Genomic DNA, 22,712 nt, shown 5'->3' with positions numbered 1-22,712 from the left:
GTCTCCTATAACGGCTCTTCACAATTGAGGGTGTAACCGGGGCCTGAATCCGCCAGCCTCCAACAGTGAGCGTGCGATATAGTTCGCCAGGTTCCTGAACCCCAGGGCCGATCCACGTAGGTGTTCCAGCCTGCCGTTGATCGCTTCGGTGGGCCCATTCGAGGTCCCTTCCCGGTCGAAATAGGCCAGGATGTCCACGGAACGCCGTTTCAACGTCCTGCCCAGCGAGGCCAGCTCGCTCAGCTGCTGGGGAACCTTCGCGGTGAACAGGTCGATGACCTGTTCCAACGCCCACCGGCCAATCTTCCGATCGTGCTGCCGGTAGGCATCTACGATGCGCTGGTACACGCTCCAGGTCAGCTCGACCGGTTCATGCTGTTCATTGGCGAAGAGCTCTTCTAGTCGCTGGGTCTGTTTCTCGGTGAGCAGCTCATCCCCAGTCAGCAGGGTCCGGCGGGCCGCATAGAGCGGGTCCCCTTTGCGTCAGCGGTGTCCGCAGGTGTGCTGCTGGATACGTTGCCGGCATTTATCCAGTGCTTCGGCGGCCAGGCGCACCACGTGGAAGGGATCCATGACCTCGACCGCGTCCGGTAGCTCCTCGGCCGCGGCGGTCTTGAAACCGGTGAAGCCGTCCATCGCCACCACCTCGATCCCATCCCGCCATGCTTGGGCACGGCCGGCGAGCCAGGACTTGAACACGGACTTGGAGCGCCCGGCCACCATGTCCAGTAGCCGGGCCGGGCCGGGCCGGTGCCTTCGGCCACCGGGGTCAGATCAATGATCACGGTGACGTATTTGTCCCCGGTACGGGTATGGCGCCACACATGTTCATCCACCCCGATCACCTTCACCCCGTCGAAGCGTTCAGGCTGGCTGATCAGCAGACGCTGTCCTTCGGCGAGCACCGCGTCATTGGCGGTATTCCAGGAGACCCCCAACCCCTCGGCGATCCGTGCCATAGACAGGTGCTGGCACACGATCCCGGCCAGCGCCCATCGCAGCCCTGCTCGTGAGATCTTCGCCCGTGGTGCGGCCGCACCGCTGGTGTCTTGGCGCCAGACCCGGCCACAATCCCCGCACCGGTACCGGCGCACCCGGATCACCAGCGTGGTCGGCCTCCAGCCCACCGGCTCGTGGGCCAGGCGGCGCACCACGGTGCCCCGAGGAGTGCCTGCCTGCCCGCACCGCCGGCACCATGACTCTTCCTCGGCGACCCGGCACAAAAGTTCGGCACGCGAAGGCAGCAACCGCTGCCCGTAAGCGATCAGTCCTAGCTCATCAAGGCGGCAGAACGTGGTCAGATCGGGGGCGGTGAAGGTAGGATGGGGCAACGTCGGGGTCTTTCGAAAACGGTCGTGTAGGAACTTCCATTCTCGTGAAGACCCCGACTTTTTTCCTTCCCAACGACACGCCCGGAAAACCCTGTCACCGGCAGTCCTGGTTTACACCCTCAATTGTGAAGAGCCCCTATAACGCTTCGTAATACCGTTGGATAGTTCTTGCCATGAGCACCCGTCGTTCGGCCAAGAACTCAAGATAGTTTGCAGCATCCACACTTTCCAGGTTTATAGGCAGCGCATTTTCCTGCAGATTTTTATCGAGGTCAGTTCCATTGACGATTTCTCCAAGATCCAGTTTCTGGGTTTCGATTTGAAGCCGTATACGAGATAGGTAGTCAGCTGGCGGGGCATCCTTGATGGCAATGTTCACGGCAGTTTCTGTCAATGCGTAATTCGCGACTTGATTATACTCAGCTCTGTCCTTAAAACCTGCCTTCACCAAGTAGTTTTTTGGTACGACATGATGAATATCGCCCGAATGTTCTTGCATCGTGGATACTGTAATATGCCTAGACAGAAAACCGCGCGCACCACTTACGACTTGTGCAGCGATGAACGACTGGAAGTACGGGCTATTCGTACCTGTCGTCTCCAAGTTCTGGGGCAGAGTCACTCTCCAGAATCCGTCACTCAGGTCCGCGCTTTCGATTTGCGCCAGATACTCGTCCGCGCCAAGCTGAGTAATTCTACGCATGTCTTGTTCCCAAGTGGATTCGAAACTCCCTGAGTGCCGTCCAGTGAGTACAGACATCACGAACCAACGACGTGTGATTCGTTTGCGCTCACCCTCGCTAATTGATTTGTCTTGCCGTAGTTTGAGATACAAGGCATACGCAAAATTCAGCGCATTTTTGGAATTGATCAGTTTCGACGAAATGAACCCTGCCGACTTGATCAACATGACGAAATTCTCAAACTGATACTTGGAAGTAATCTCGAATAAAGCAGACTCAAGCTTGTCATACGCCAGAGGAATACGATCGACATCCACCTTGCGACTTTCCGGATCACGCCCAGAAAGTTCGCTCACAATAGATGAAGCTTTGCCACGGTTGAATCCGACAAGGCCTGCAACGCGAACGATGTCGTTATAACTTGGATCATACAAGTCTTCCGCATCATATCGGAGCCATGCGACTTGCGCGAAGTACTTTGATTGAGAGAACGCGGAATCATTTTCAGCGATGTCTTCATAAGCATGTGGAGCTACAGCTAAATGGCAGAAGTAATCGATCAGCTTTCGTAGGTTCCTGCCTCGATCTCCGTAAGTAGCAATCTTACTCATCGCGAAGTCGGCACTCGAGAGAGGTACGCCCTTGGAGTTGATTCGAATGAAGATTTCCGAAACTGTCTCCACGTCTAGATCATCGCTCAATGCTATAACGCCGATCTGCGCATTTCTAATCTCGGCAAGTCGTGCGATGTTCTCGGCAGCTATATCCTGATCCACATTTTCATTTACTCGAAGGTAGTTCGTAACGAATTTGAATGCAGCCGCACTCTTGAAGATCTCGCTAATATCAGAAATCCATTGTGGATCTTTCCGAATCACAGGTGTCAGGGTGGCAAATTCTTCTGTGAGTGGATTGAAGGCAATGGTGATTCGTTTTTTACTATATTTTTTGGTCACGACCGGCAGACCAGCGATTGCTGCCTGAATTGCTGTGACCCGTTGTTGTCCATCAATTAGTATCTGTTGATGCGCAGCTGTTATTCCACCTTTCAGATGTGCCCCTACAGATTGCCAAGTGATCAGGTATCCCACCGGAAAACCACGATAGAGCGAATCCATCAAGTCGCGAACTTTAATGCTGTCCCAGACGAATGGACGTTGGAGCTCAGGGATCGCAATCTGCTCGCTCTGCACCTGTGCAAGTAGAGTACTCACGGGCAACTGGTTAACGGTGTACTTGGCCAAGGGTTATTCCTGATCCACGAAGGTGAATTGCATATATTTGACAGTCTATTTGACTTTTACGGTGCCACAATATCTGTGCACTTACGTGTCGCCTACAGAGGCGGAACAGATGGAAAGAAGAATAAGATATCATTCCTCTGTATCCTCAGAATGTTAAGCAGCTTACCGGTATTTGAAGAACTACATCACTTCTTGGCGGTCAAGACTATTCGCGTCACCGGCTGCGACGAATCGGTAGCAAAGTCCAAGCCGCTCGGTTTCGCTCCGGCCGCCACCAACTGGGCCCCCAACGCTGCCACCATCCCGCCATTGTCCGTGCACAGTGGGAACGGCGGGACGGTCAGGTCGATTCCCGCCGATGCGCAGCGTGCGGCCAGGAGTTCCCGTAGTCGGCTATTGGCTGCCACTCCCCCGCCGAGCAGCAGGGTCTTCAGTCCGTGTTCGGTGCAGGCCTTGACCGCCTTGGAGGTGATCACGTCCACCACGGCTTCCTGAAAGGACGCGGCGATGTCATTCACGGGAACTTCCAGCCCTTGGGATTCGAAGTGCTCCACACAGCGCGCCACCGCGGTCTTCAGTCCGGAGAACGAGAAGTTGTAGCGGTGCTTGCCCGGGTTTTCGGCGCTGCCGGTGAACTTGGGCAGGCTCAGTCCGCGGGGGAAGCGGAAGGCCTTGCGGTCCCCGTGTGCGGCGGCTTTGTCGATGGCCGGCCCCCCGGGATATCCGAGACCCAGCAGCCGTGCGACCTTGTCATAGGCTTCGCCTGCGGCATCATCGATGGTCGCTCCGAGCAATTGCACGTCCTCGGTCAGCGAGGTGATCTTCAGGATCTCGGTGTGTCCCCCGGAGACCAGCAACGCGCCAAAGGTGCTGGGCAATGGCTTGCCATCCAGTACCCCGACGCCCACGTGGGCAACCAGGTGGTTGATCCCGTACAGCGGCTTACCGGTGGCCAGGGCCAGCGCCTTGGCAGCGGCAACACCCACCATCAGCGCCCCGGCCAGACCGGGGCCGCTGGTCACGGCGATCGCGTCGATGTCATCGAGTTCCAGCTTGGCGTCGGCCAGGGCCGCATCCAGGGTGGGGATAAACGCCTCCAGGTGGGCGCGGGCGGCGATCTCCGGGATCACCCCGCCGAAGCGCACATGCTGGTCCATCGAGCTGGAAACGGTGTTGGTCAGCAGTTCGGTGCCACGCACGATCCCCACGCCGGTTTCGTCGCAGGAGGATTCGATGCCCAGCACGATCGGGGTCTTGGTGGTGCTCATTGGTTGTCCTCTTCGTCGCGTAGTCGCAGGCGCATGATCAGTGCGTCGGTGCCGTCGCGGTAGTACTTGGGCCGTTCGTGGATCTTCTGGAATCCCAGTGACAGGTACAGGCCGATGGCCACCGGGTTGTCCTTGCGCACTTCGAGCATGACGTCCCGGGCCCGGCGTTCCCGTGCCTTGTCGATCATCACCTGCATCAGTGCCCGGCCCAGTCCGTGGCCCTGGGTGTCGGGGTGGATGGCAATGGTCTGCACATCGGCGAAGGGCAGCACGGTGCACAGCCCCGCGTAGCCCAGGATCCGTTTCTCGGCTTCGTACACCCAGTAGTCGCGGGTCTCGGTCTGCGCCAGTTCGGCATCGAAGAGTTCCAATGGCCAGGCGTCGGTGGGGAAGGTCGCGGTTTCCAGTGCATGGACTGCAGGGATGTCCGCGGCGGTCATGGTGCGCAGTACCGGTTTCATCCCTTGGCCTGCTTCATGAAGGCCGGGACCTGGGCATCGGATTCGCGCAGGTACAGCGGTGCGGTGCTGGACAGGTCCGCTCCTGTGGCGAGGTCGGCGAGCGCCCGGGGGGCCAGGTCGGCCGCGCGGGTCAGCCAGTTGCTGCTGGTGTCCGCTACAGTGGCGCCGGCCTCGGCCAGTGCTTCGGTATAGAGTCCTGCGCCAACTCCGTGGACGGGAAGGGCCGGCAGTTCGGCGGCCGGGCCCACGTGTGGTCCGTCCAACCGGGTTCCGTCGGTACCGAAGCGTGCCCAGTAGACCTCGCGGCGGCGGGCATCGGTGGCCACCAGGAAGTCGGTGGTTGGTGCCAGTTCCCGGGTGACCCGGTGGGCCAGCGCGCCGAGGGACATGGCCCCGTGCAGCGGCAGTGACCAGACATAGGAGAAGGTGCGGGCGGCGACCAGTCCCACGCGTAGTCCGGTGAAGGGTCCGGGGCCGGTGCCCGCGATGATCCCGGCCAGTTCGTTGCCGGTGATTCCGGTGTCTGCCAGCACGTCCTGGACGTAGCCGGCCAGGGTTTCGGTCTGGTCGTTGCCGCGTTCGCTGTTCCGTTCGGCCAGCACGTTGCCGGTGGCCTCGTCGTAGAGGGCCACGGAGGTGTTGGCGGAGGTGTCGATCACCAGGTATCTACTCATGCTCGGACTCCAGGGCCTTGGTGTGCGTGATGGCCGTATCGATGGTTTGCAGTGTCTCTTCCCAGCGGGCCGGTGGCCAGTCCGGGCCGATCGCGCGCAGGATCAGGGTGCGTGGTTCATCGCCCTCATCCTCGTCGTCGAATTCCCAGGAGGCCGAGGTGTGGCTGGCGGGCAGGGCGGCGCGTTCCAGGTCGATTTCCAGCCGGGAGTCGGACAGGTGCTCGACCTTGTGCCGTCCCCATTCCACCACGGTGACCGAGGTGGGGGCGGTGGCTTCCAAATCCAGGGTGTCCACCTCGTGCGGTTCAGCCAACCGGTAGGCATCCACATGCACCAAATCAGGGCCTTTGATCTCGCTGGGGTGGATGCGGGCCAACACGAAGGTCGGGGAAATGATCCCTTCCCGCACCTGCATGCCGGCGCCCAGCCCTTGGGTGAAGGTGGTCTTGCCGGCGCCGAGCTGTCCGGTGAGGACCAGCAGGTCGCCGTGGCGCACCAGCTTGCCCAGGGCTTCACCCACGGCCTGGGTCTGGGCCACCGAGGTGAGCTGGAATCGTTTTTCGCGGTCACTCACCGGTGGTGTCATCCTCCTCCAGTGCGGATTCGCCCCAGCTGCCCTCCAGGTAGAAGCGCGGGACGCGCGGTGAGATGCGAGTGACCACCTCGTAGTTGATGGTCCCGGCGGCGTTGGCCCATTCGGTGACCGAAGGGCCGTTCTCGCCGAAGATGACGGCGGTGGCACCCAGGTACTCTTCGGGGTCGATATCCGGTCCCAGGTCGACCACGCACTGGTCCATGGCGATGCGTCCACGTACCGGGTAGGTCTTGCCGTGGATGCTCACCGGAGCCCCGGTCGCGATACGGGGCAGCCCATCGGCGTAGCCCAGCGGGATCAGCCCCAGGTACGTTTCACCGGTGGTGCGGTAGTGCAGCCCATATGAGACGCCCTGGTCCTTGTTGACCTTCTTGATATTCGCCACCCGGGCCTGCACAGTCATGGCCGGACGCAGACCGAAGCTGGAGGGCTCATCCCCCTCGAACGGGCTGAGTCCGTAGAGTCCCAGACCGAGCCGGACCATGTCATGGTGGGCGTCGGGACGGGAGAGGATGGCCGGGGTGTTGGCGATATGGCGCACCTCCAGGCCGAAGCCGGCGGCCTCGACCTTGGCAATGGCCGCATCGAAGGCCTCGAGTTGTTCGTCGGTTTCCACGCGCTGCGGCTCATCGGCCACGGCCAGGTGGGAGAAGATCCCCACCACCCTTAGCAGCCCTTCCCGCTGGTAGTCCTTGGCCTGGGCCAGAAGCTCATCGAGGGTGTCCAGCATCGCGCCGTTGCGTCCCAGACCGGTGTCGAGTTTCAGGTGGACCCGGGCAGGGGTCTCCACTTTGCGGGCCGCGGCGGCAATCCGTCCCAGTTCCAGGCAGCTGGAGGCACCCAGGTCGATATCGGCGGCAATGGCGGATCCGAATGGGGTATCGCAGGTGTGCAGCCACGCCAGCATCGGGGCGTCAATACTCTGCTCGCGCAAGGCGAGGGCCTCGGTGACATGGGCGCACCCGATCCAGCGCACTCCGGCTTCCAGAGCCGCCCGGGCGACCCTGTAGGCGCCGTGCCCGTATCCATCGGCCTTGACCACGGCCATCACCTTGGACGGTGCGACCAGGTCAGCCACCTGGCGGACGTTGTTCCGGATGGCCGACAGGTCGATCAACGCACGCCGTTCCCATAGGTTCCCGGTCTGGTCCGATTCAAGCCCGCTGTGATGTAGCTGCTGTTCCACTTCGAAGTTCACATCAGCCATCTTCCCACTTTTCGCGCCGTGATGCGTATCGGGGGCAACACGGCACAGGGCGGGGCATCCACCTGGTGAAGGTGAACGCCCCGCCCTGAATCGGTTGGTGATGCGTGTGGTTGGTTTCTAGCGGAGTTTCTGTAGCTCGTCACGGATCTGGGAGAGCAGTGCCAGCTGTGGGTCCGGCTCTTCTTCCTCGTCCTCGATCCCACGGTGGCGATTCAGCGCCTCGGTGGCCTTGTTCATCGGCATGACCACCACGAAATAGACGGCCGCGGCGATCAGCAGGAAGTTGACCAGTGCGGTGAGGAACACACCAACCTGGATCAGGTTGCCGTTGATGTCGAATAGGAGGAAATCGTCAAAGCTCGGCGCACCGACCAGGGCCGAGATCAGTGGCATCAGCACATTGTCAACCAGAGCGGTGATGACGGCGCCGAAGGCGGCACCGATGACGACGGCAACGGCCAGATCGACAACGTTGCCCTTCATGATAAATTCGCGGAATCCCTTTAGCATGGCTCGATCATACACAGAGGCGCCCATCTTGGGGATCCTCTATGGGAAGAAGTTCCAATTTTTTTACTAACCCTCACCGCTGGTTAACTCGACGGCTAGATCTTGCGTAGCAGCATCCGGTTCACCGAGTGGTCCCCGCTCTTGCGCAACACCAGTTGCGCCCTCCCCCGGGTGGGCAGCACATTTTCCCGCAAGTTCGGCTCGTTGATACGTTCCCAAATGCCCTTGGCCGTTGCCCTGGCCTCGATGTCGCTGAGCTTGGCGTACCGGTGGAAGTAGCTGGCGGGATTGGAGAAGGCCCCGGAACGCAGCTTCATGAATCGCCGGATATACCATTCGGCGATATCGCTGGTGCGGGCATCCACATAGACCGAGAAGTCGAAGAAGTCGCTCAATGCCAGCCCCACGGTGCCATCGGAGCGGGTACGTGCCGGCTGCAACACGTTCAGCCCTTCCACGATCAAGACCTGTGGGGACCGGATGACATTGCGTTCCCCGGGCAGGATGTCGTAGGTCAGGTGGGAGTAGATCGGTGCGCTGACTTCCGGGACCCCGGATTTCACCGCGGACACGAATCGCAGCAAGGCGCGGCGGTCATAGGATTCGGGGAAGCCCTTGCGCTCCATCAACCCACGGCGTTCCAGCTCCGCGTTCGGGTAGAGGAACCCATCGGTGGTGATCAGCTGGACGTCGGGGGTCTGCGGCCAGCGGCGCAGCATCTCACGCAGCACACGGGCGGTGGTGGATTTGCCCACGGCCACCGAGCCGGCCACCCCGATCACGAATGGGGTCTGGCGGGTCTGTTCGCCAAGGAAGGTGGTAGTGGCCTGGTGGGTTGCCCCGGCGCCACGCACATAGAGATACAGCAAACGGCTCAGTGGAAGGTACACGTCACGGACCTCGTTCAGGTCCAATCCGTCGCCAAGACCACGCAACCGGTCAATGTCTTCCTCATTGAGCGGCTGCTCCATACGGTTCGATAACCTCGCCCAGGTTTGCCGGTCGAGCTCGACAAATGGGGAGATCGAAATATCCTGAAGCTGCGTTGGTTCCACGCAGGAAATTGTGTCAAGAATTGTCCCCATACCCAAACACAAGTCCCAGCCGTGACTCATGACACAAGATTTTCTTGGTTCACCGTGAGGGAATTTCTGCCTGTCCTTGACTACTACAGGTAGTCTTTTTTCCATGTGCGGAATTGTTGGATATGCAGGTACAGCGACCAAAGACAGCGACCATGGCGCGCTCGAGGTCCTCATTGAGGGTTTGCGCCGACTCGAATACCGGGGTTATGACTCGGCCGGAGTGGCAGTCGTTGCCGATGGCGCGATCCACGCCCGGAAGAAGGCCGGCAAGCTGGCCAACCTGGAAAACGAGATCAGCGAGAACCCGTTGCCGGCGTCTCTGACCGGTATCGGGCATACCCGCTGGGCCACCCACGGCGGTCCCAGCGATGTCAACGCCCACCCCCATCTGGCGGACAACGGCAACCTGGCCGTGATCCACAACGGCATCATCGAGAACTTCGCCGAGATCAAGGCCCTGCTGGTCAAGGACGGCGTGGAATTCCTCTCGGAAACCGATACCGAGGTCGCGGCCGCCCTGCTGGGCAAGACCTACCGCGAACAGGACACCAAGGACCTGACCCAGGCGTTGCGGACCACCGTGAACCAGCTCGAAGGCGCCTTCACCCTGCTGGCCACCCACAAGGACCACCCCGGTGTGGTCGTGGCCGCCCGCCGCAACTCGCCGCTGGTGCTGGGGTTGGGCGAAGGCGAGAACTTCCTGGGCTCGGATGTCTCGGGATTCATCGACTTCACCCGCCGGGCCGTGGAACTGGGCCAGGACCAGATCGTGACCATCACCCCGGATCAGCACTCCATCATCGGATTTGACGGAAACCCCGCCGCCGGCAAGGAATTCACCGTCGACTGGGATGCCGCCAGCGCCGAAAAGGGCGGATTCCCCTCCTTCATGGAGAAGGAAATCTACGACCAGCCGGCCGCCGTGGCCGACACCCTGCTGGGCCGTTCGGACGCCGAAGGCCGGATGACCCTGGACGAGCTGCGTATTGACGCCGAGGAACTGGCCAATGTCACCAAGATCGTGGTGCTGGCCTGCGGTACCAGCGCCTATGCCGGTTCGGTGGCCAAGTACGCCATCGAGAAGTGGTGCCGTATCCCGGTCGAGGTGGAACTGTCCCACGAGTTCCGCTACCGCGAACCGATCGTGGATGAGAGCACCCTGATCGTGTCCATCTCGCAGTCCGGCGAGACCATGGATACCCTGATGGCCGTGCGCTATGCCAAGGAGCAGGGCGCGAAAACCCTATCGATCTGCAATACCAACGGGTCCACCATCCCGCGTGAATCCGATGCGGTGCTGTACACCCACGCCGGCCCGGAGATCGCGGTGGCCTCCACCAAGGCGTTCCTGGCGCAGATCACCGCAACCTACATCCTGGGCCTGTACCTGGCCCAGCTGCGTGGCAACCTGTTCAGCGGACAGATCAAGGACATCATGGCCGACCTGGGCAAGATCCCGGCCAAGATCCAGGACATCCTGGACCGCTCGGATGACATCCGTGAACTGGCCCGGTCCATGGCCGAGGCTTCCTCGGTGCTCTTCCTGGGCCGCCACGTGGGTTACCCGGTCGCCATGGAAGGTGCCTTGAAGCTCAAGGAAATCGCCTACATCCACGCCGAGGGCTTCGCCGCCGGCGAGCTGAAGCACGGCCCGATCGCGCTGATCGACGAAGGCCAGCCGGTCTTCGTGGTGGTCCCCTCCCCGCGCGGCCGCGATTCGCTGCACTCCAAGGTCGTCTCGAATATCCAGGAAGTGCGCGCCCGTGGCGCCAAGACCCTGGTGATTGCCGAGGAAGGCGACGAATCGGTCCAGGCCTACGGCGAGTTCGTCTTCTACGTTCCGGAGACCCCGACCCTGCTGATGCCTCTGCTGGCCACCGTGCCGTTGCAGCTGTTCGCCTGCGAACTGGCGACCGTCAAGGGCTACGACGTGGACCAGCCACGTAACCTGGCCAAGTCGGTCACCGTCGAGTAAACGTTCCACCCGGTCAACGGCCGGCACCACACAACGTGTGGTGCCGGCCGTTTTCTATTCCCGTTGCAGGATCGCATAGTCTGGAATCCATGATTGCAGGAATCGGTGTAGACATCGTGGACGTGCCACGTTTCGGACGGCAGCTGGAGCGCACCCCGGCGCTGCGTGAGCGCCTGTTCACCGGGGCCGAGCGGGAGCTGCCACTACGGTCGCTGGCGGCCCGCTTCGCGGCCAAGGAGGCGATCGCCAAGGCGCTGGGTGCCCCGGCAGGGATGAATTGGCAGGATTGCAGCATCATCAAGGATGCGGCCGGGGATCCACAGGTGCACATCACCGGCACCGTGGCCGCGGCGGCAGCGTTGCGAGGCATCGATTCCTGGCATTTATCGCTCTCCCACGACGGGGATATGGCCGTCGCCATGGTGGTGGCCGAACGCTGAATGACCTGCCGGCCAACGAGTTTTTCCGCCTGTCGGCGACACGACGGTCCTGATACCGCTCACTGCCCCGGATGGGTGAGTATTCTGAAGTCATGATCCCCGTCTACAGTGTTGCCCAAGTCCGCGCAGTTGAATCGGCAGAGATTTCCCGCCACGGTTCCAGGGAGCTGATGTTGCGGGCCGCCACGGCTGTTAGTGACACCGCAGCGCAGATGCTCGGCACCGGACAGGGACGCGTCACGGCACTGATCGGGCCGGGGAACAACGGTGGGGACGGACTTTATGCCCTGGCGAACCTGGCCGAGGCCGGTCACCAGACAACCGCGGTGCTGTTGCAGCCGCAGGCCCATGATGAGGCCCTGGCTGCCTACCGTAAGGCCGGTGGCACCATCACCACCCTCGCCGATTCGCCCAAGGCTCTGGCCGATGCCGGGCTGGTGATCGATGCGATCTATGGTCTGGGCTACCGTCCGGGTTCCGGGCTTCCTGCCCTTCCCCGTGGCACCCGTGTGCTGGCGGTGGATATCCCCTCCGGGCTGGATTCAGGGACCGGCAAGGGAGATGACCATGCCCTGCGTGCCGAACGCACGGTGACCTTCGGGGCGATGAAGACCGGGTTGGTGACCGGGGATGGTCCGCTGTTGACCGGGCAGATCGACGTTGTCCCGTTGGACTTCGATTTCTCGGGGCAAACCCCGGAGTTCCAGCTGGTGGATCTTCCTGCGACCAACGACCTGTTGGAGCGCCATCGTTCCTGGCGGGATGCCGGGAGGCACAAGTATCAGCGTGGGGTGTTGGGCCTGATTGCCGGATCGGAAAAGTATCCCGGTGCCGCCCAGTTGACTGCGCGCGCCGCCGTGGATTCCGGGGTGGGGCTGCTGCGTACCTATGTGCCCGAGGCGATCCATGGCTACCTGGCCACCACCATTCCCGAAGCGGTGCCGCTGACCGATGAGCAGGTCGCCGAGGCGCTCTCCCAGGCCCGTCGCCACCTGCACGGGAGGGGTGCGAAGATCTCGGCCTGGGCCATCGGCCCGGGCGTCGATTCCTCCCACCAGCCTTCCGAGGTCATTGCCAACGTCTTCACCAGCCGCCAGCCGGCGGTGATTGATGCCAGCGGGCTGGAAATCGTGCCGACCGGTCCCAGCGAGCAGCCTCGGGTGTTGACCCCGCATGCGAAGGAACTGCGGATGTTGCTGCGTCGTGCCGGGATCAGTGTCACCGCCCAGGAGATCACCGACGAGCCGCAGAAGTGGACCCGCTGGGCCGCACTGGCCTACAACGCGGTGGTGCTGCTCAAGGGGCCGACCAACTATATTGTCGAACCCGGGGGACGTACCCTGATTGTCTGCCAGGCCAACCCGAAGCTGGCCACCGCCGGCAGCGGGGATGTGCTCACCGGGATCCTGGGCACGCTGCTCAGTGATGCCTCGATGACCGGGGTGCAGGGTACCGCTGCCGTCAGTAACCAGCGGTTGCTGGAGCTCAGCGCCTGCGCTGCGGTGATCCACGGTGAGGTGGGTCGTGTGGCGGCCCGGAACGCCACCGTGAGCGCCTCACGGCTCGTGGCCCAGATCCCGCAGGTGATGGCCCGCTTCGGCTTCTAGAAGCATTCCCTGGGCTGCTGGTGCCCACACGAATACCGGACGTAACAAGGCCCCCAACCACCTTCGTGGTTGGGGGCCTCGTTCTGTCTTGGACTGGTCTCAGGCCTGCGCACCGGGCACCGGGACCACGGTCATGGCCCGGGTGTCCAGGTCGGGGCTCGGTACCTCGAAGCGTTCCCCTGGCCCGGTCATGGTCCACCCGGCTTCCCGCCAGGCATCCCTGTCCAGCACGTTGCGTCCGTCGATCAGCTGCCGCTGGTTGACCAGGTTTGCCAGCTGCGCCGGTTGCAGGGCCCGGAATTCATCCCATTCGGTAAGCAGCAGCACCACGTCCGCCTTGGCCGCGGCTTCTTCCCACGATCCGACATAACTCAGCCGGGGGAAGCGGCGACGGGCGTTCTCATTGCCCTGCGGGTCGTACACCGAGACGTCGGCACCGGAGTTGTAGAGCCGCACGGCGATGTCCAGGGCCGGTGAGTCACGCACGTCGTCGCTGTCGGGTTTGAAGGTCACGCCCAGTACGCAGACCTTCTTGCCGGCCACGCTGTAGTCCAGCATGGACTCGGTCACCGAGACCATCCGGTCGCGGCGGCGCAGGTTGATCTGGTCCACCTCGGCCAAGAAGCCCATGGTCTGGCTCAGTCCGAGTTCCGAGACCCTGGCCTGCAGGGCGCGGATGTCCTTGGGCAGGCAGCCACCGCCGAAGCCCACTCCGGCGTTCAGGAAGCGCCGTCCGATCCGCGCGTCGTAGCCGATGGCATCGGCCAGGGTGCGGATATCCCCACCCACGGTCTCGGTGACCTCGGCGAAGGCGTTGATGAAGGAGATCTTGGTGGCCAAAAACGCGTTGGCGGCCACCTTGACCAGTTCGGAGGTCTCCAGGTCGGTGACCACCTCGGGGGTGTGATTGGCCAGGATCGGGGCGTAGACCTTACGGATCAGCGCCAGGTCCGCCTCGTTCTGCACACCGTAGACCAGCCGGTCCGGGGCCAGGGTGTCCTTGACGGCAAAACCCTCACGCAGGAACTCCGGGTTCCAGGCCAGCGAGACCTGCGCGCCGGGGCGCGCGATTTCGGTGATGCGTTCGCTCAGCCGGCGGGCGGTGCCCACCGGGACGGTCGACTTGCCCACGATCAGCGCGCTGCCGGTGACATGGTCCAGCAGGCTGTCCACCGACCCGTCCACGTAACTCATATCCGCCGATTGCGAGTCCGTGCGCTGCGGGGTGCCCACGGTGATGAAGTGGATATCCGCCTCGGCGGCCACTTCGGCATACGAGTCGGTGAAGCGCAGCCGTCCGCTGGCCACATGCTTTTTCAGCAGCTCGGGCAGGCCCGGCTCGTGGAAGGGCAGGATTCCCTGGGCCAGTGCCTGGAGTTTCTCCCGATCCACGTCCAGTCCGATGACCTGGAAACCGAGTTCGGCCATGCAGGCCGCATGGGTGGCACCCAGGTATCCGGTGCCGATGACGCTAACGCGTAGGCTCACGCAGTACTCCCCGTTAGTTTTGGACTCAACACTGTGAGTCTATGACTCACCCCCGGCCGCAACCCGTCTGGCGGGGCGGTCCGGGGGTGAATACTTCACGAACTTTCAGCTGATGCTCAGAGTGCCAGGTGCTCCAAGACGCTGTCGGCCAGTAGCTCCGCTTCGCTCTGGGCCTGTTCCTGGGTGGCGGCCTCGACCATCACGCGGACCACCGGTTCGGTGCCCGAGGGGCGTAACAGCACCCGCCCGGTGGAGCCGAGCCGCTCCTCGGTCTCGGCCACGGCGGTGAGCACCGGATCGCTGTCACTGACCGCGCCCTTGTCCACGCCGCGCACGTTGATCAGCACCTGCGGCAGCACCGTGAGTACCGAGGCCAGTTCCTTCAGGGACTTGCCGGTGGACTTCACCCGGGCGGCTAGCTGCAGGCCGGTGAGCACCCCGTCCCCGGTGGTGGCGTAGTCGGCGAAGATCACGTGCCCGGACTGTTCGCCACCGAGCGAGTAGCCGTGGGCGTTCATGCTTTCGAGCACGTAGCGGTCACCCACCGCGGTCTGCTTCACGGTGATGCCGTTGGCTTCCATGGCCAGCTTCAGGCCGAGGTTGCTCATCACGGTGGCCACCAGGGTGTCGTCCTTGAGCTTGCCCTGGTCCTTGAGGGCCAACGCCATGATCGCCATGATCTGGTCCCCGTCCACCACATTTCCTTCGTGGTCCACGGCCAGGCAGCGGTCGGCGTCGCCATCGTGGGCGATCCCCAGGTCCGCACCATGCTCCAGCACGGCGGCCTGCAGCTTCTCCAGGTGGGTGGAACCGTAGCCGTCATTGATGTTGATGCCATCGGGTTCCGCGCCAATGACAAAGACCTCTGCGCCGGCGGCGTTGAAGACCTCCGGAGAGCAGCCCGAGGCCGCCCCGTGGGCGCAGTCCAGGACCACCTTGATCCCGTCCAGGCGGTTGGGCAGGGTCTGCAGCAGGTGGATGATGTAGCGGTCCTCGGCATCGGCGAAACGGGCGACCCGTCCGACGGCACCACCGGTGGGCCGTGGTGGCTCCATTGTCAGGCAGGCCTCGATCGCGTCTTCCAAGGCGTCGTCGAGTTTCTTGCCGCCGCGGGCCAGGAACTTGATTCCGTTATCCGGGGCCGCGTTGTGCGAGGCGGAGATCATCACGCCGAAGTCCGCGCCCAGGTCCCCGACCAGGAAGGCGGCGGCCGGCGTGGGCAGTGTGCCGGCATCCTTCACGTCGATCCCGGAGGCCGACAGGCCCGCTTCAATCGCAGCGGAGAGGAAGTCACCGCTGATCCGCGGGTCCTTCGCCACTACGGCTACTGGGCGTCGGCCGTCCTCGGACTGGCTTAATCCCAAAACCACCGAGGCTGCCTGCGACAGACGCATCGCCAGCTCCGGTGTCAACAACTCGTTTGCTTTTCCACGGACCCCATCGGTCCCAAATAACCTTGCCATCACCCTCAATCATAAGTGGTGTGCCCCGGGGTTCCGGGCCATTTGTGCCCTTTGGCCGAAACATCCGCACAAAATCCTGATCGGGCATCGGATGAACCGGGCTGATTTGGCCTTGGATACACGTTAAATGGGACAAACCCCACACCCGGTGAACGGGTGCGGGGTTTGCGCGAAGCGGTAGGGTTTAGCGCTTCGAGAACTGCGAGGCCTTGCGGGCCTTCTTCAGACCGGCCTTCTTGCGCTCGATGACGCGGGCGTCACGAGTCAGGTATCCGGCCTTCTTCAGGGTCGGACGGTTGGCGTCACGATCAATTTCGTTCAGCGCGCGGGCGATACCCAAACGCAGGGCACCGGCCTGACCCGAAGGGCCACCGCCGTGGATGCGTGCGAACACGTCGTAGGCGTCTTCCAGGCCAAGAACCTTGAAAGGCTCATTGACATCCTGCTGGTGCAGCTTGTTCGGGAAGTAGGTTGCCAGGTCGCGACCGTTCAGGGTCCACTTGCCGGAACCCGGAACCAGACGCACGCGGGCGATAGCCTGCTTGCGACGTCCCACGGCACCGCCGGAAACGGTCAATGGGGCGCGCTCGACGTCGGTGCTCGAAGCAGCGGACGCGCTGGTCTCGGTGGTGTAGGCCGACGGTGCGTCGCCTTCGAATTCGTTGATCTCTTCAGCGTTCTGAGCCACGATTATCTCCTAATAAGTTTTCTACTCGGGGCCAGGACTACTGTGCGACCTGGGTGATGTCGAATGGCTTCGGAGCCTGGGCAGCGTGTGGGTGCTCAGCGCCGCGGTAGACCTTCAGCTTGCTCAGCTGGGCGCCCGACAGCTTGTTCTTCGGAAGCATGCCGCGAATGGCCTTCTCCACAGCCTGAACTGGATTCTTCTCCAGCAGTTCGGCGTAGGAAGTGCTCTTCAGGCCGCCCGGGAAGCCCGAGTGGCGGTAGGCGCGCTTCTGCACGAGCTTGTTGCCGGTCAGGGCAACCTTCTCGGCGTTGATAATGATGACGTGATCGCCCATGTCCATATGGGGGGCGAAAGTTGCCTTGTGCTTGCCGCGCAGCAGAACAGCTGCTTCGACAGCCAGACGTCCGAGAACGACGTCGGTGGCGTCAATGACATGCCACTGACGGGTCTGGTCAGCAGGCTTAGGGGTGTACGTACGCACAGTAATTGCCTTACGTTGATTCGTTTCTGGTCAAACAGCCGCTTGTGTCATGGCGTGAGATCCATCAGGGACGAGCACTGTCGTGTTTATTCTTGTGTTTGGACCAGTACGTCAGGTGAGGACTGATTTAACCGGCTGTCCATAGGTGTTCGCATACCGGGCAGACCAGCGACTATGCAACTAAGCCGTCACGCCATGGTACGTAGTGTCGAACGTGGACACACACAACTTAGAAGAGTTTACCGGATCTTCGGCCCAACCACCAATTCTCAGTGTCCGGTTCCACCTGCGATGTTCGGTGGATCAGGGGTAGTTTCCGTCACATTGGGGCTGCGCGGCCGGCGTGCGGGAACCGCTGGTTCCCGCACGCCGCGCGCTGGTGGTGACCACCGTTGGTGCGCCTCGCACGCAGTTCCCCCCAAAAATGCGAACTGCGAGGTTGGTCGCCGGAAGGTGCCGGACAAGGTGCCGGTCCACGGGTTCAGTCCAGCAGGCCTGTGCAACACAAGACATTGCGGTGTCCGGAAACCGGGACGTACACCCGGTGGCAGTTGTGCCTTCTCTTGCAATCCCCATCGCAAGTGCCGCCGGTATTGTGCTCGTCACTTTCCATCACCAGAATAGGCCGTCGCCAGGTTAAGCGCATTACGCAGTGACTACTTGTCTTTGGTTCCCGATTACGTAGTGGCGGTGCTCGTGTGCCCCGATGTCCTCGGCGGCCAGCAGCGCCCGGCTGCCCAGCGCGTATTTGTCCAGGATGGCGGCGATATGCCCCTCCACGGTACGGATGGACACGGTCAGCTCGCGGGCGATGTCGCGGTTGCCGCGGCCGCAACGCACCAGGCCGAGGATCTGCGCCTCCCGCTGGGTCAGCTTGCGGCGTTTGGCTTCGTGGGCCGCAAAGGGCAGGACCGGCAGCGATTGTTCCGGTGCGGTGCGCAGCACCTGGACCAGCGGGGCCGGCAAGGGTGGCAGCTGCACGGATTCGCAACGGCGGATCAATTCGCCGGTGAAGGCCATCAGCTCCTCAATGCGCCGGGATTGCGGGATGGGCATGTCGACCACGTGCACCAGCATGCGCCGCAGCAGGATCCCGTCCACCAGCCAGGCGGCCAGGAAATCCTGGCCCATCTCCCGCAGCGTGCCCACCGCCTCCAGCGGATCCAGCAATCCCAGTTCGGCCCGGGTGGCCAGGCTGATCGCCCGGCCCCGCGGATCCTGCAGCCCGTGGGCCAGTTCCAGGGCCCTGGCCAACGCCTCCGGCTCGCGCATCAGGGCCTGGCTCAGCTCCTCCTCCAGCGCGCCTCGACCCAGGCCCAGCAGTTCACTGAGCGGCAGCGGGGTGCGGGCCGTGGACGGCTCGTCGTTCAGCTGCTGGGCGCCAAGCCAGACCTCGAAGGCGTGTGCCCCGTCGCTGACATTGTTCTGGTCCACGTCCCGGGCCAGGGCCGCGGCCTCGGCCAACATCCGGCGCCCGTCCTCCAGGTCCCCGTCCTGCAGCTGGATCATGCCCTGCGCCGCATGCCAGGCCGGTGCGGCGTGGGCGTGCCACGGTGCCGGCTGTTCACGCAACCGGGCGAGCAGGGTGTTCCACTGCCGGTGGTAGCCGCCCAGGGCCAGGCAGATCGCCGCATTGGCCAGGAAGCTGACCCGCAGCGTCCGGGCGTTGGAGGATTGCGGGTGCAGCCCGCATTTGCGCAGTCCGGCGATGAAGTGCACCACCGCGCCGCGCAGGTTGGCGTTCAGCGCCGCGGCCAGGCCACGGCGCATGTGCCCATGCAACTCATCGGCTGGCAGCAGGGCCCAGAACGCCGGATCCCCGTGTTCGGCCGGGACGGGCAGCGAGCCCAGGACGGCCAGGCGTTGTGCGGTGGGCAGCAGCCGCCCGGTTTCGAGGCATTGCTGCACCACCAGGGCCGTGCCGGCCGGGTCGCTCCAGTCGTACCGGTGCGGACCCGTCCGGGAGTTGAGCACCCGCAGCGCCTGGTAGGGACCCTGGAGCAGCGCGGCATGCCGGGCCAACGCGGTCAGCGCCTGCTGGTAGCCCTGCTGCGAGCGCAGGCTGCCCAGCTGCTCCCGGAGGGCCCGGGCGAGCCTTTCGGCCGCGGCGAACTCTCCCCGGTCGCAGGCCAGGTCCAGGGCCTGGCACAGTTCCCCGGTGTCAGGGGATTCCAGGCGGCCCAGCTGCACCAACCGACGGTTGATGCTGCCGACCTGGCAGCACGGGGTTTCGGCTTCCAGCCGCTCGGCCAGGCGTACCTGGTCGTAGGGTGAGAGCAGGGCCGTCCAGTACTCGCCGAGCAGTGTCCCGTTCAGGGCGACCACCATGGTTCCGGAGCACCATTCGCGCCGGAGCAGTCCCCCGGCGGTCAGCTGGTCCAGTACCGCGCGGCCGGACAGGCGGCGGGCCACGGCCACCGGCAGGTGCCCGGCCAGTGCACACAGGTCGAGCAGCTCACGCAGTTCGGGCAGCAGCCGGACCCGGCGTAGCCGCAAGAGGTTCGACAGCTGCCCCGATCCGGTCAGCCCTCCGATCCGTCCGGTGGTCAACCGGGACCTGAGCTGTTCCGGGTCGGTGTGCTGAAGCAGCGCGTCCAGTACCCGCTGCTCTCCCCCGGTGGCGTGGTGCAAGCCGATGGCGCACAACTCGGGCACCGGAATCGGGCCGGTCACCCGGAACAGCTCCGGGATCCGTGCCGCGGGCAGGCGCAGCACCGGACAATGGACCAGGTAGCCGGCCTCGTCCCAGCGCAGCCAGCGCACCGGCAGCGTGCCGCCCGGTACCAGGTGCAGGGCCAGACGCAGCCGTCCCTCCTGGGCCAGGGCTCCCAGCACCCGCTGGCTGAACCCGTCCAGGTCGGCCGGTTGCTGGATGACCAGGACCGGAGTGCCTGGCCGGCTCTCAAGCAACCGGCGGAAATGCTCCAGTGCACCGAACAGTCCTGCGGCCGGGCCCTGGACGGATTCCGCGGCCAGCGCGCCACCGAGTTGGGCCGCCAGCGGCTGCAGGTCCGCGCCTTCGGTCCCGGGCATCCCGGTGGCCCTGATGCGGCCCAGCAGGTGAAGCCCCGGGTGTTGCCGCAGCTGGCCGGTCCACAGATCCAGGCTGTCCAGGAAACCGTCGTGGATCACCCATCCCCAGCGGTGCCGGCCGGCTCCCTGCTCCAGCAGGTCCTGGATCAGTCTGGCTTCCGCGCCCGGCAGCGGGCCGCTCATGCTTTCTCCGCCAGGGCCGTGAAGCGGCTGGACAGCTCGTGGCGGCTGGAAATCCCCAGTTTCCTGTAGGCGTTACGCAGGTGTGTTTCCACCGTGCGTACGGACAGGTCCAGGTCGACGGCGATCTGCTGGTTGCGGGCTCCAGCCGCGGCCAGTGCGGACACCTGGTATTCGCGGTCGCTCAGTTGGCTGAACACCTGCCGTGGATCCACCACGGAGCCGGTGGCGGGTTCGGGCAGCCAGTTGGTGATCCCGGCCTGCCCGGCCTGCTCGCGGGCCATCCGGGCCAGCAGCGGGTCTGATTCGGCGTGCGCCCGGGCGTAGAGGGAGAGCACCTGGGCCAGCCGGCTGGTTGCCCTGGAGGCATCATGTTCAAGCTGCCGCATCGATTCGGCCCCGGGCTGCTGCCCGGCAAGCTGTTCGATACGGTGTGACCACGCATGGAAGAACAGCTTCACCCCGGGGGCGAGGTCTGTCCCGTGCCGCTCGGCCAGCTCGCGGATCCGCCCGATCAGCCGCAGCGGATCCCCCTGCAGGTCGGTGACCAGGTGTGCCAGTTCGCGCAGCTGGACCGTACCCAGCGGGGCCGGGGTGCCGTGCTCGATGGGGTTCAAGGGTGCACCCGAGGGCTGGTTCATCAGCACCGAGAGTTCCGTGCTGAAGCCCGAGCGGTCAACGACCGCCTGCAGTGCGTAGCCCTCGTCAATGTATTGCTCCAGTTCCTTCCATTCCCCGGTCAGGAACAGCACGGTGCGCAGCGCGTCGGCAACGTTCTGCCGGGTGATGGCCGAGGCCGTGGTCTGCAGGTGGCCGATACTCCTGATCCGGGCCAGGGCGCGGGTACCGTGGCCGAGCATGGCCTCGGCGATGGCCGCCAGGGCCGTGATGTTCTGCCACATGGTCAGATCCAGGGCGCTCCCGGCCTGCTCGGCCAGTTCCAGGACCTGTTCGTATTTTCCGTGCATTCCGGCTAGGACAACCGCGGCGCACAGCTCCAGTCCGCCCACCCCGGCGCAGCGTGCGGACTGTTCGGGCCAGAGTCCGGTGGCAACACAGACCAGCGCTTCGGCCGCGCCCAAACGGTCTTGTCCCCCGGGCTGGTCCAGACCCGCCTGGGCCTGCTCGCGGGCCTCGGTGGCCCGGCCTTCCAGCACGTGGGCTTCGGCCCGCAACCAGTGGGCGGCAGCACCCCGGCTTTGGGCCAGGATCAGCAGGGCCAGCTGGGGGTGGCCGTGTCCCAGGGCGTCGCGGGCCGCGGTGAGCAGCACTTCTATACCCACTTCCAGCCCGGCATGTTGCCACCACAGCACGTGGGCCGCCGGGGGCCGGTATCCGGGCTCCTGCAGGTGGCGGTGGACCAGGTCGGCGAAGTCGTCCAGGCCGGAGGGGTCCAGCAATTCGATGCGCAGGCCCAAGTCCAGCAGGCCGTTGGCCAGTTGCACGTTGGACTGGCGGTCGGGTGCGGCGAGCAGGCCCAGGTCCTGCAGGATCTCGAGCCGTTCGGTACCCACCAGGCGCACCGCCTGGGACGGTGGGCAGGGACCGATCACCGACAACAGCCGGGCGGCGTCCATGACCTGCGGACCGTACGCGTGGCGCAGCCGGGACGTGAAGGCCCGCAGCGTTGAATGCGAGCCATCGAAGGGCAGCAGGAACTGTTCCTGCCATTGCGCCGGGCCGGTGGCCTCGGGCATGTTCTGGCTGGTGAAGCGGGCAAGGGTGTCCACCGCCAGCAGGTTCGAGGCGGTGTAGCGTGCCGCGGCCAGCACCTGCCAGGGCAACGGTTCCCTGCCCCAGACCTCGGCCAGGAGGCTGCGGATCTCTTCCCGGTCCAGAGGCCGCAACCGCAGCCGCTGGGCATCGGATTGGATGAGCAGTTCAACCAGCTCGTCCTGGGTATCCAGGCGGTGGCAGCAGATCACCGCGTGGGCCTGGTGCTGTCCCAGGGCCCAGAGCAGCAACCGGCGGGAGGAATGGTCCAGCTGGTCGAAGTCGTCGATCAGCAGCACCGGGCGGGTGGCCCGCTCCAGGCAGGCCAGCAGGTCCGCGTACGCGGTGGCCGGCGTGCTGACCAGGTGTCCCACCGCGGCATAGGGGATGTCCTTGTCCGCGGGATCGCAGAGAACCAGCAGGCTGGTGCGGGTGCCCAGTTGTTGGCGCAACGAATTGAGCACCGCGGATTTCCCGGAGCCCGCGGCACCTTCGACGATGATGACCTGGTGCTCATCCAATCCCGCCAGTACCTGATGGACAATCTGCTCGCGGACCTTCACCTGCTCTGCGCTCCTGGCTGTAC

At 63.9% G+C, this 22,712-nt stretch carries 17 protein-coding genes and 1 pseudogene; 3 read left to right on the top strand and 15 right to left on the bottom strand.

What is annotated here, in order from left to right; genetic code table 11:
* Positions 1-18 precede the first annotated feature (18 nt).
* The 9 genes and pseudogenes from OK351_RS01585 to coaA form a co-directional block, all read right to left on the bottom strand.
* Positions 19-1,331, bottom strand: a pseudogene (locus tag OK351_RS01585) (ISL3 family transposase).
* A 136-nt stretch (positions 1,332-1,467) separates the two neighbouring features.
* The gene (locus tag OK351_RS01580) at positions 1,468-3,258 is read right to left on the bottom strand and encodes a GmrSD restriction endonuclease domain-containing protein (protein ID WP_265155580.1); all 1,791 of its coding nucleotides are present in this window, start codon (positions 3,256-3,258) and stop codon (positions 1,468-1,470) included.
* A 185-nt stretch (positions 3,259-3,443) separates the two neighbouring features.
* A complete protein-coding gene (gene tsaD / locus OK351_RS01575; protein ID WP_265155578.1) occupies positions 3,444-4,526 on the bottom strand; it encodes a tRNA (adenosine(37)-N6)-threonylcarbamoyltransferase complex transferase subunit TsaD in 1,083 nt (360 codons plus the stop codon).
* Positions 4,523-4,987: a ribosomal protein S18-alanine N-acetyltransferase gene (rimI, locus tag OK351_RS01570; RefSeq protein WP_265155577.1), complete on the bottom strand. Its 465-nt coding sequence runs from the start codon at positions 4,985-4,987 to the stop codon at positions 4,523-4,525. Before rimI ends, tsaD begins: the two co-directional genes overlap by 4 nt.
* Positions 4,984-5,661 carry a tRNA (adenosine(37)-N6)-threonylcarbamoyltransferase complex dimerization subunit type 1 TsaB gene (gene tsaB / locus OK351_RS01565; RefSeq protein WP_265155576.1) on the bottom strand — a complete coding sequence of 226 codons (678 nt, stop codon included), beginning with the start codon at positions 5,659-5,661 and terminating at the stop codon, positions 4,984-4,986. Before tsaB ends, rimI begins: the two co-directional genes overlap by 4 nt.
* Positions 5,654-6,247 carry a tRNA (adenosine(37)-N6)-threonylcarbamoyltransferase complex ATPase subunit type 1 TsaE gene (tsaE, locus tag OK351_RS01560; protein WP_265155575.1) on the bottom strand — a complete coding sequence of 198 codons (594 nt, stop codon included), beginning with the start codon at positions 6,245-6,247 and terminating at the stop codon, positions 5,654-5,656. Before tsaE ends, tsaB begins: the two co-directional genes overlap by 8 nt.
* On the bottom strand, positions 6,228-7,463 hold the full coding sequence (gene alr, locus OK351_RS01555; protein WP_265155574.1) for an alanine racemase: 1,236 nt from the start codon (positions 7,461-7,463) through the stop codon (positions 6,228-6,230). The genes tsaE and alr overlap by 20 nt, the downstream gene beginning before the upstream one ends.
* Before the next feature lie 117 nt (positions 7,464-7,580).
* Positions 7,581-7,973 (bottom strand): large conductance mechanosensitive channel protein MscL, encoded by a 393-nt coding sequence (gene mscL, locus OK351_RS01550; RefSeq protein WP_265155573.1) that lies wholly within the window; start codon positions 7,971-7,973, stop codon positions 7,581-7,583.
* 95 nt (positions 7,974-8,068) lie between these two features.
* Positions 8,069-9,028 carry a type I pantothenate kinase gene (gene coaA / locus OK351_RS01545; RefSeq protein WP_265155572.1) on the bottom strand — a complete coding sequence of 320 codons (960 nt, stop codon included), beginning with the start codon at positions 9,026-9,028 and terminating at the stop codon, positions 8,069-8,071.
* Positions 9,029-9,161: 133 nt separating this feature from the next.
* On the opposite strand from coaA, the gene glmS reads away from it, so the two are divergent.
* From glmS to OK351_RS01530, 3 genes are all read left to right on the top strand, one after another.
* Positions 9,162-11,033, top strand: a complete 1,872-nt coding sequence (gene glmS / locus OK351_RS01540; protein WP_265155571.1) for a glutamine--fructose-6-phosphate transaminase (isomerizing) — start codon at positions 9,162-9,164, stop codon at positions 11,031-11,033.
* Positions 11,034-11,122: 89 nt separating this feature from the next.
* The gene (locus tag OK351_RS01535) at positions 11,123-11,473 is read left to right on the top strand and encodes a holo-ACP synthase (protein WP_265155570.1); all 351 of its coding nucleotides are present in this window, start codon (positions 11,123-11,125) and stop codon (positions 11,471-11,473) included.
* A 92-nt stretch (positions 11,474-11,565) separates the two neighbouring features.
* A complete protein-coding gene (locus tag OK351_RS01530; RefSeq protein ID WP_265155569.1) occupies positions 11,566-13,080 on the top strand; it encodes an NAD(P)H-hydrate dehydratase in 1,515 nt (504 codons plus the stop codon).
* 99 nt (positions 13,081-13,179) lie between these two features.
* Here the strand turns inward: OK351_RS01530 and OK351_RS01525 are convergent, their stop codons facing one another.
* The 6 genes from OK351_RS01525 to OK351_RS01500 form a co-directional block, all read right to left on the bottom strand.
* Complete coding sequence (locus OK351_RS01525; protein WP_265155568.1) at positions 13,180-14,568, bottom strand: UDP-glucose dehydrogenase family protein; 1,389 nt, start codon at positions 14,566-14,568, stop codon at positions 13,180-13,182.
* A 116-nt stretch (positions 14,569-14,684) separates the two neighbouring features.
* The gene (gene glmM / locus OK351_RS01520; protein ID WP_265155567.1) at positions 14,685-16,031 is read right to left on the bottom strand and encodes a phosphoglucosamine mutase; all 1,347 of its coding nucleotides are present in this window, start codon (positions 16,029-16,031) and stop codon (positions 14,685-14,687) included.
* Positions 16,032-16,215: 184 nt separating this feature from the next.
* Positions 16,216-16,719 (bottom strand): 30S ribosomal protein S9, encoded by a 504-nt coding sequence (gene rpsI / locus OK351_RS01515; protein ID WP_265155566.1) that lies wholly within the window; start codon positions 16,717-16,719, stop codon positions 16,216-16,218.
* A gap of 37 nt (positions 16,720-16,756) precedes the next feature.
* A complete protein-coding gene (gene rplM, locus OK351_RS01510; RefSeq protein ID WP_265155565.1) occupies positions 16,757-17,200 on the bottom strand; it encodes a 50S ribosomal protein L13 in 444 nt (147 codons plus the stop codon).
* Between the two features lie 645 nt (positions 17,201-17,845).
* The gene (locus OK351_RS01505; RefSeq protein WP_265155564.1) at positions 17,846-20,416 is read right to left on the bottom strand and encodes a helix-turn-helix transcriptional regulator; all 2,571 of its coding nucleotides are present in this window, start codon (positions 20,414-20,416) and stop codon (positions 17,846-17,848) included.
* Positions 20,413-22,689 carry a helix-turn-helix transcriptional regulator gene (locus OK351_RS01500; protein WP_265155563.1) on the bottom strand — a complete coding sequence of 759 codons (2,277 nt, stop codon included), beginning with the start codon at positions 22,687-22,689 and terminating at the stop codon, positions 20,413-20,415. The genes OK351_RS01505 and OK351_RS01500 overlap by 4 nt, the downstream gene beginning before the upstream one ends.
* Between the last annotated feature and the right edge of the window lie 23 nt (positions 22,690-22,712).

This window comes from Glutamicibacter sp. MNS18 (genome assembly GCF_026107515.2).
Classification (GTDB): domain Bacteria; phylum Actinomycetota; class Actinomycetes; order Actinomycetales; family Micrococcaceae; genus Glutamicibacter.
Note: the sequence above shows the minus strand (reverse complement) of the source record. Positions and strands in the feature narration are given on the sequence as shown.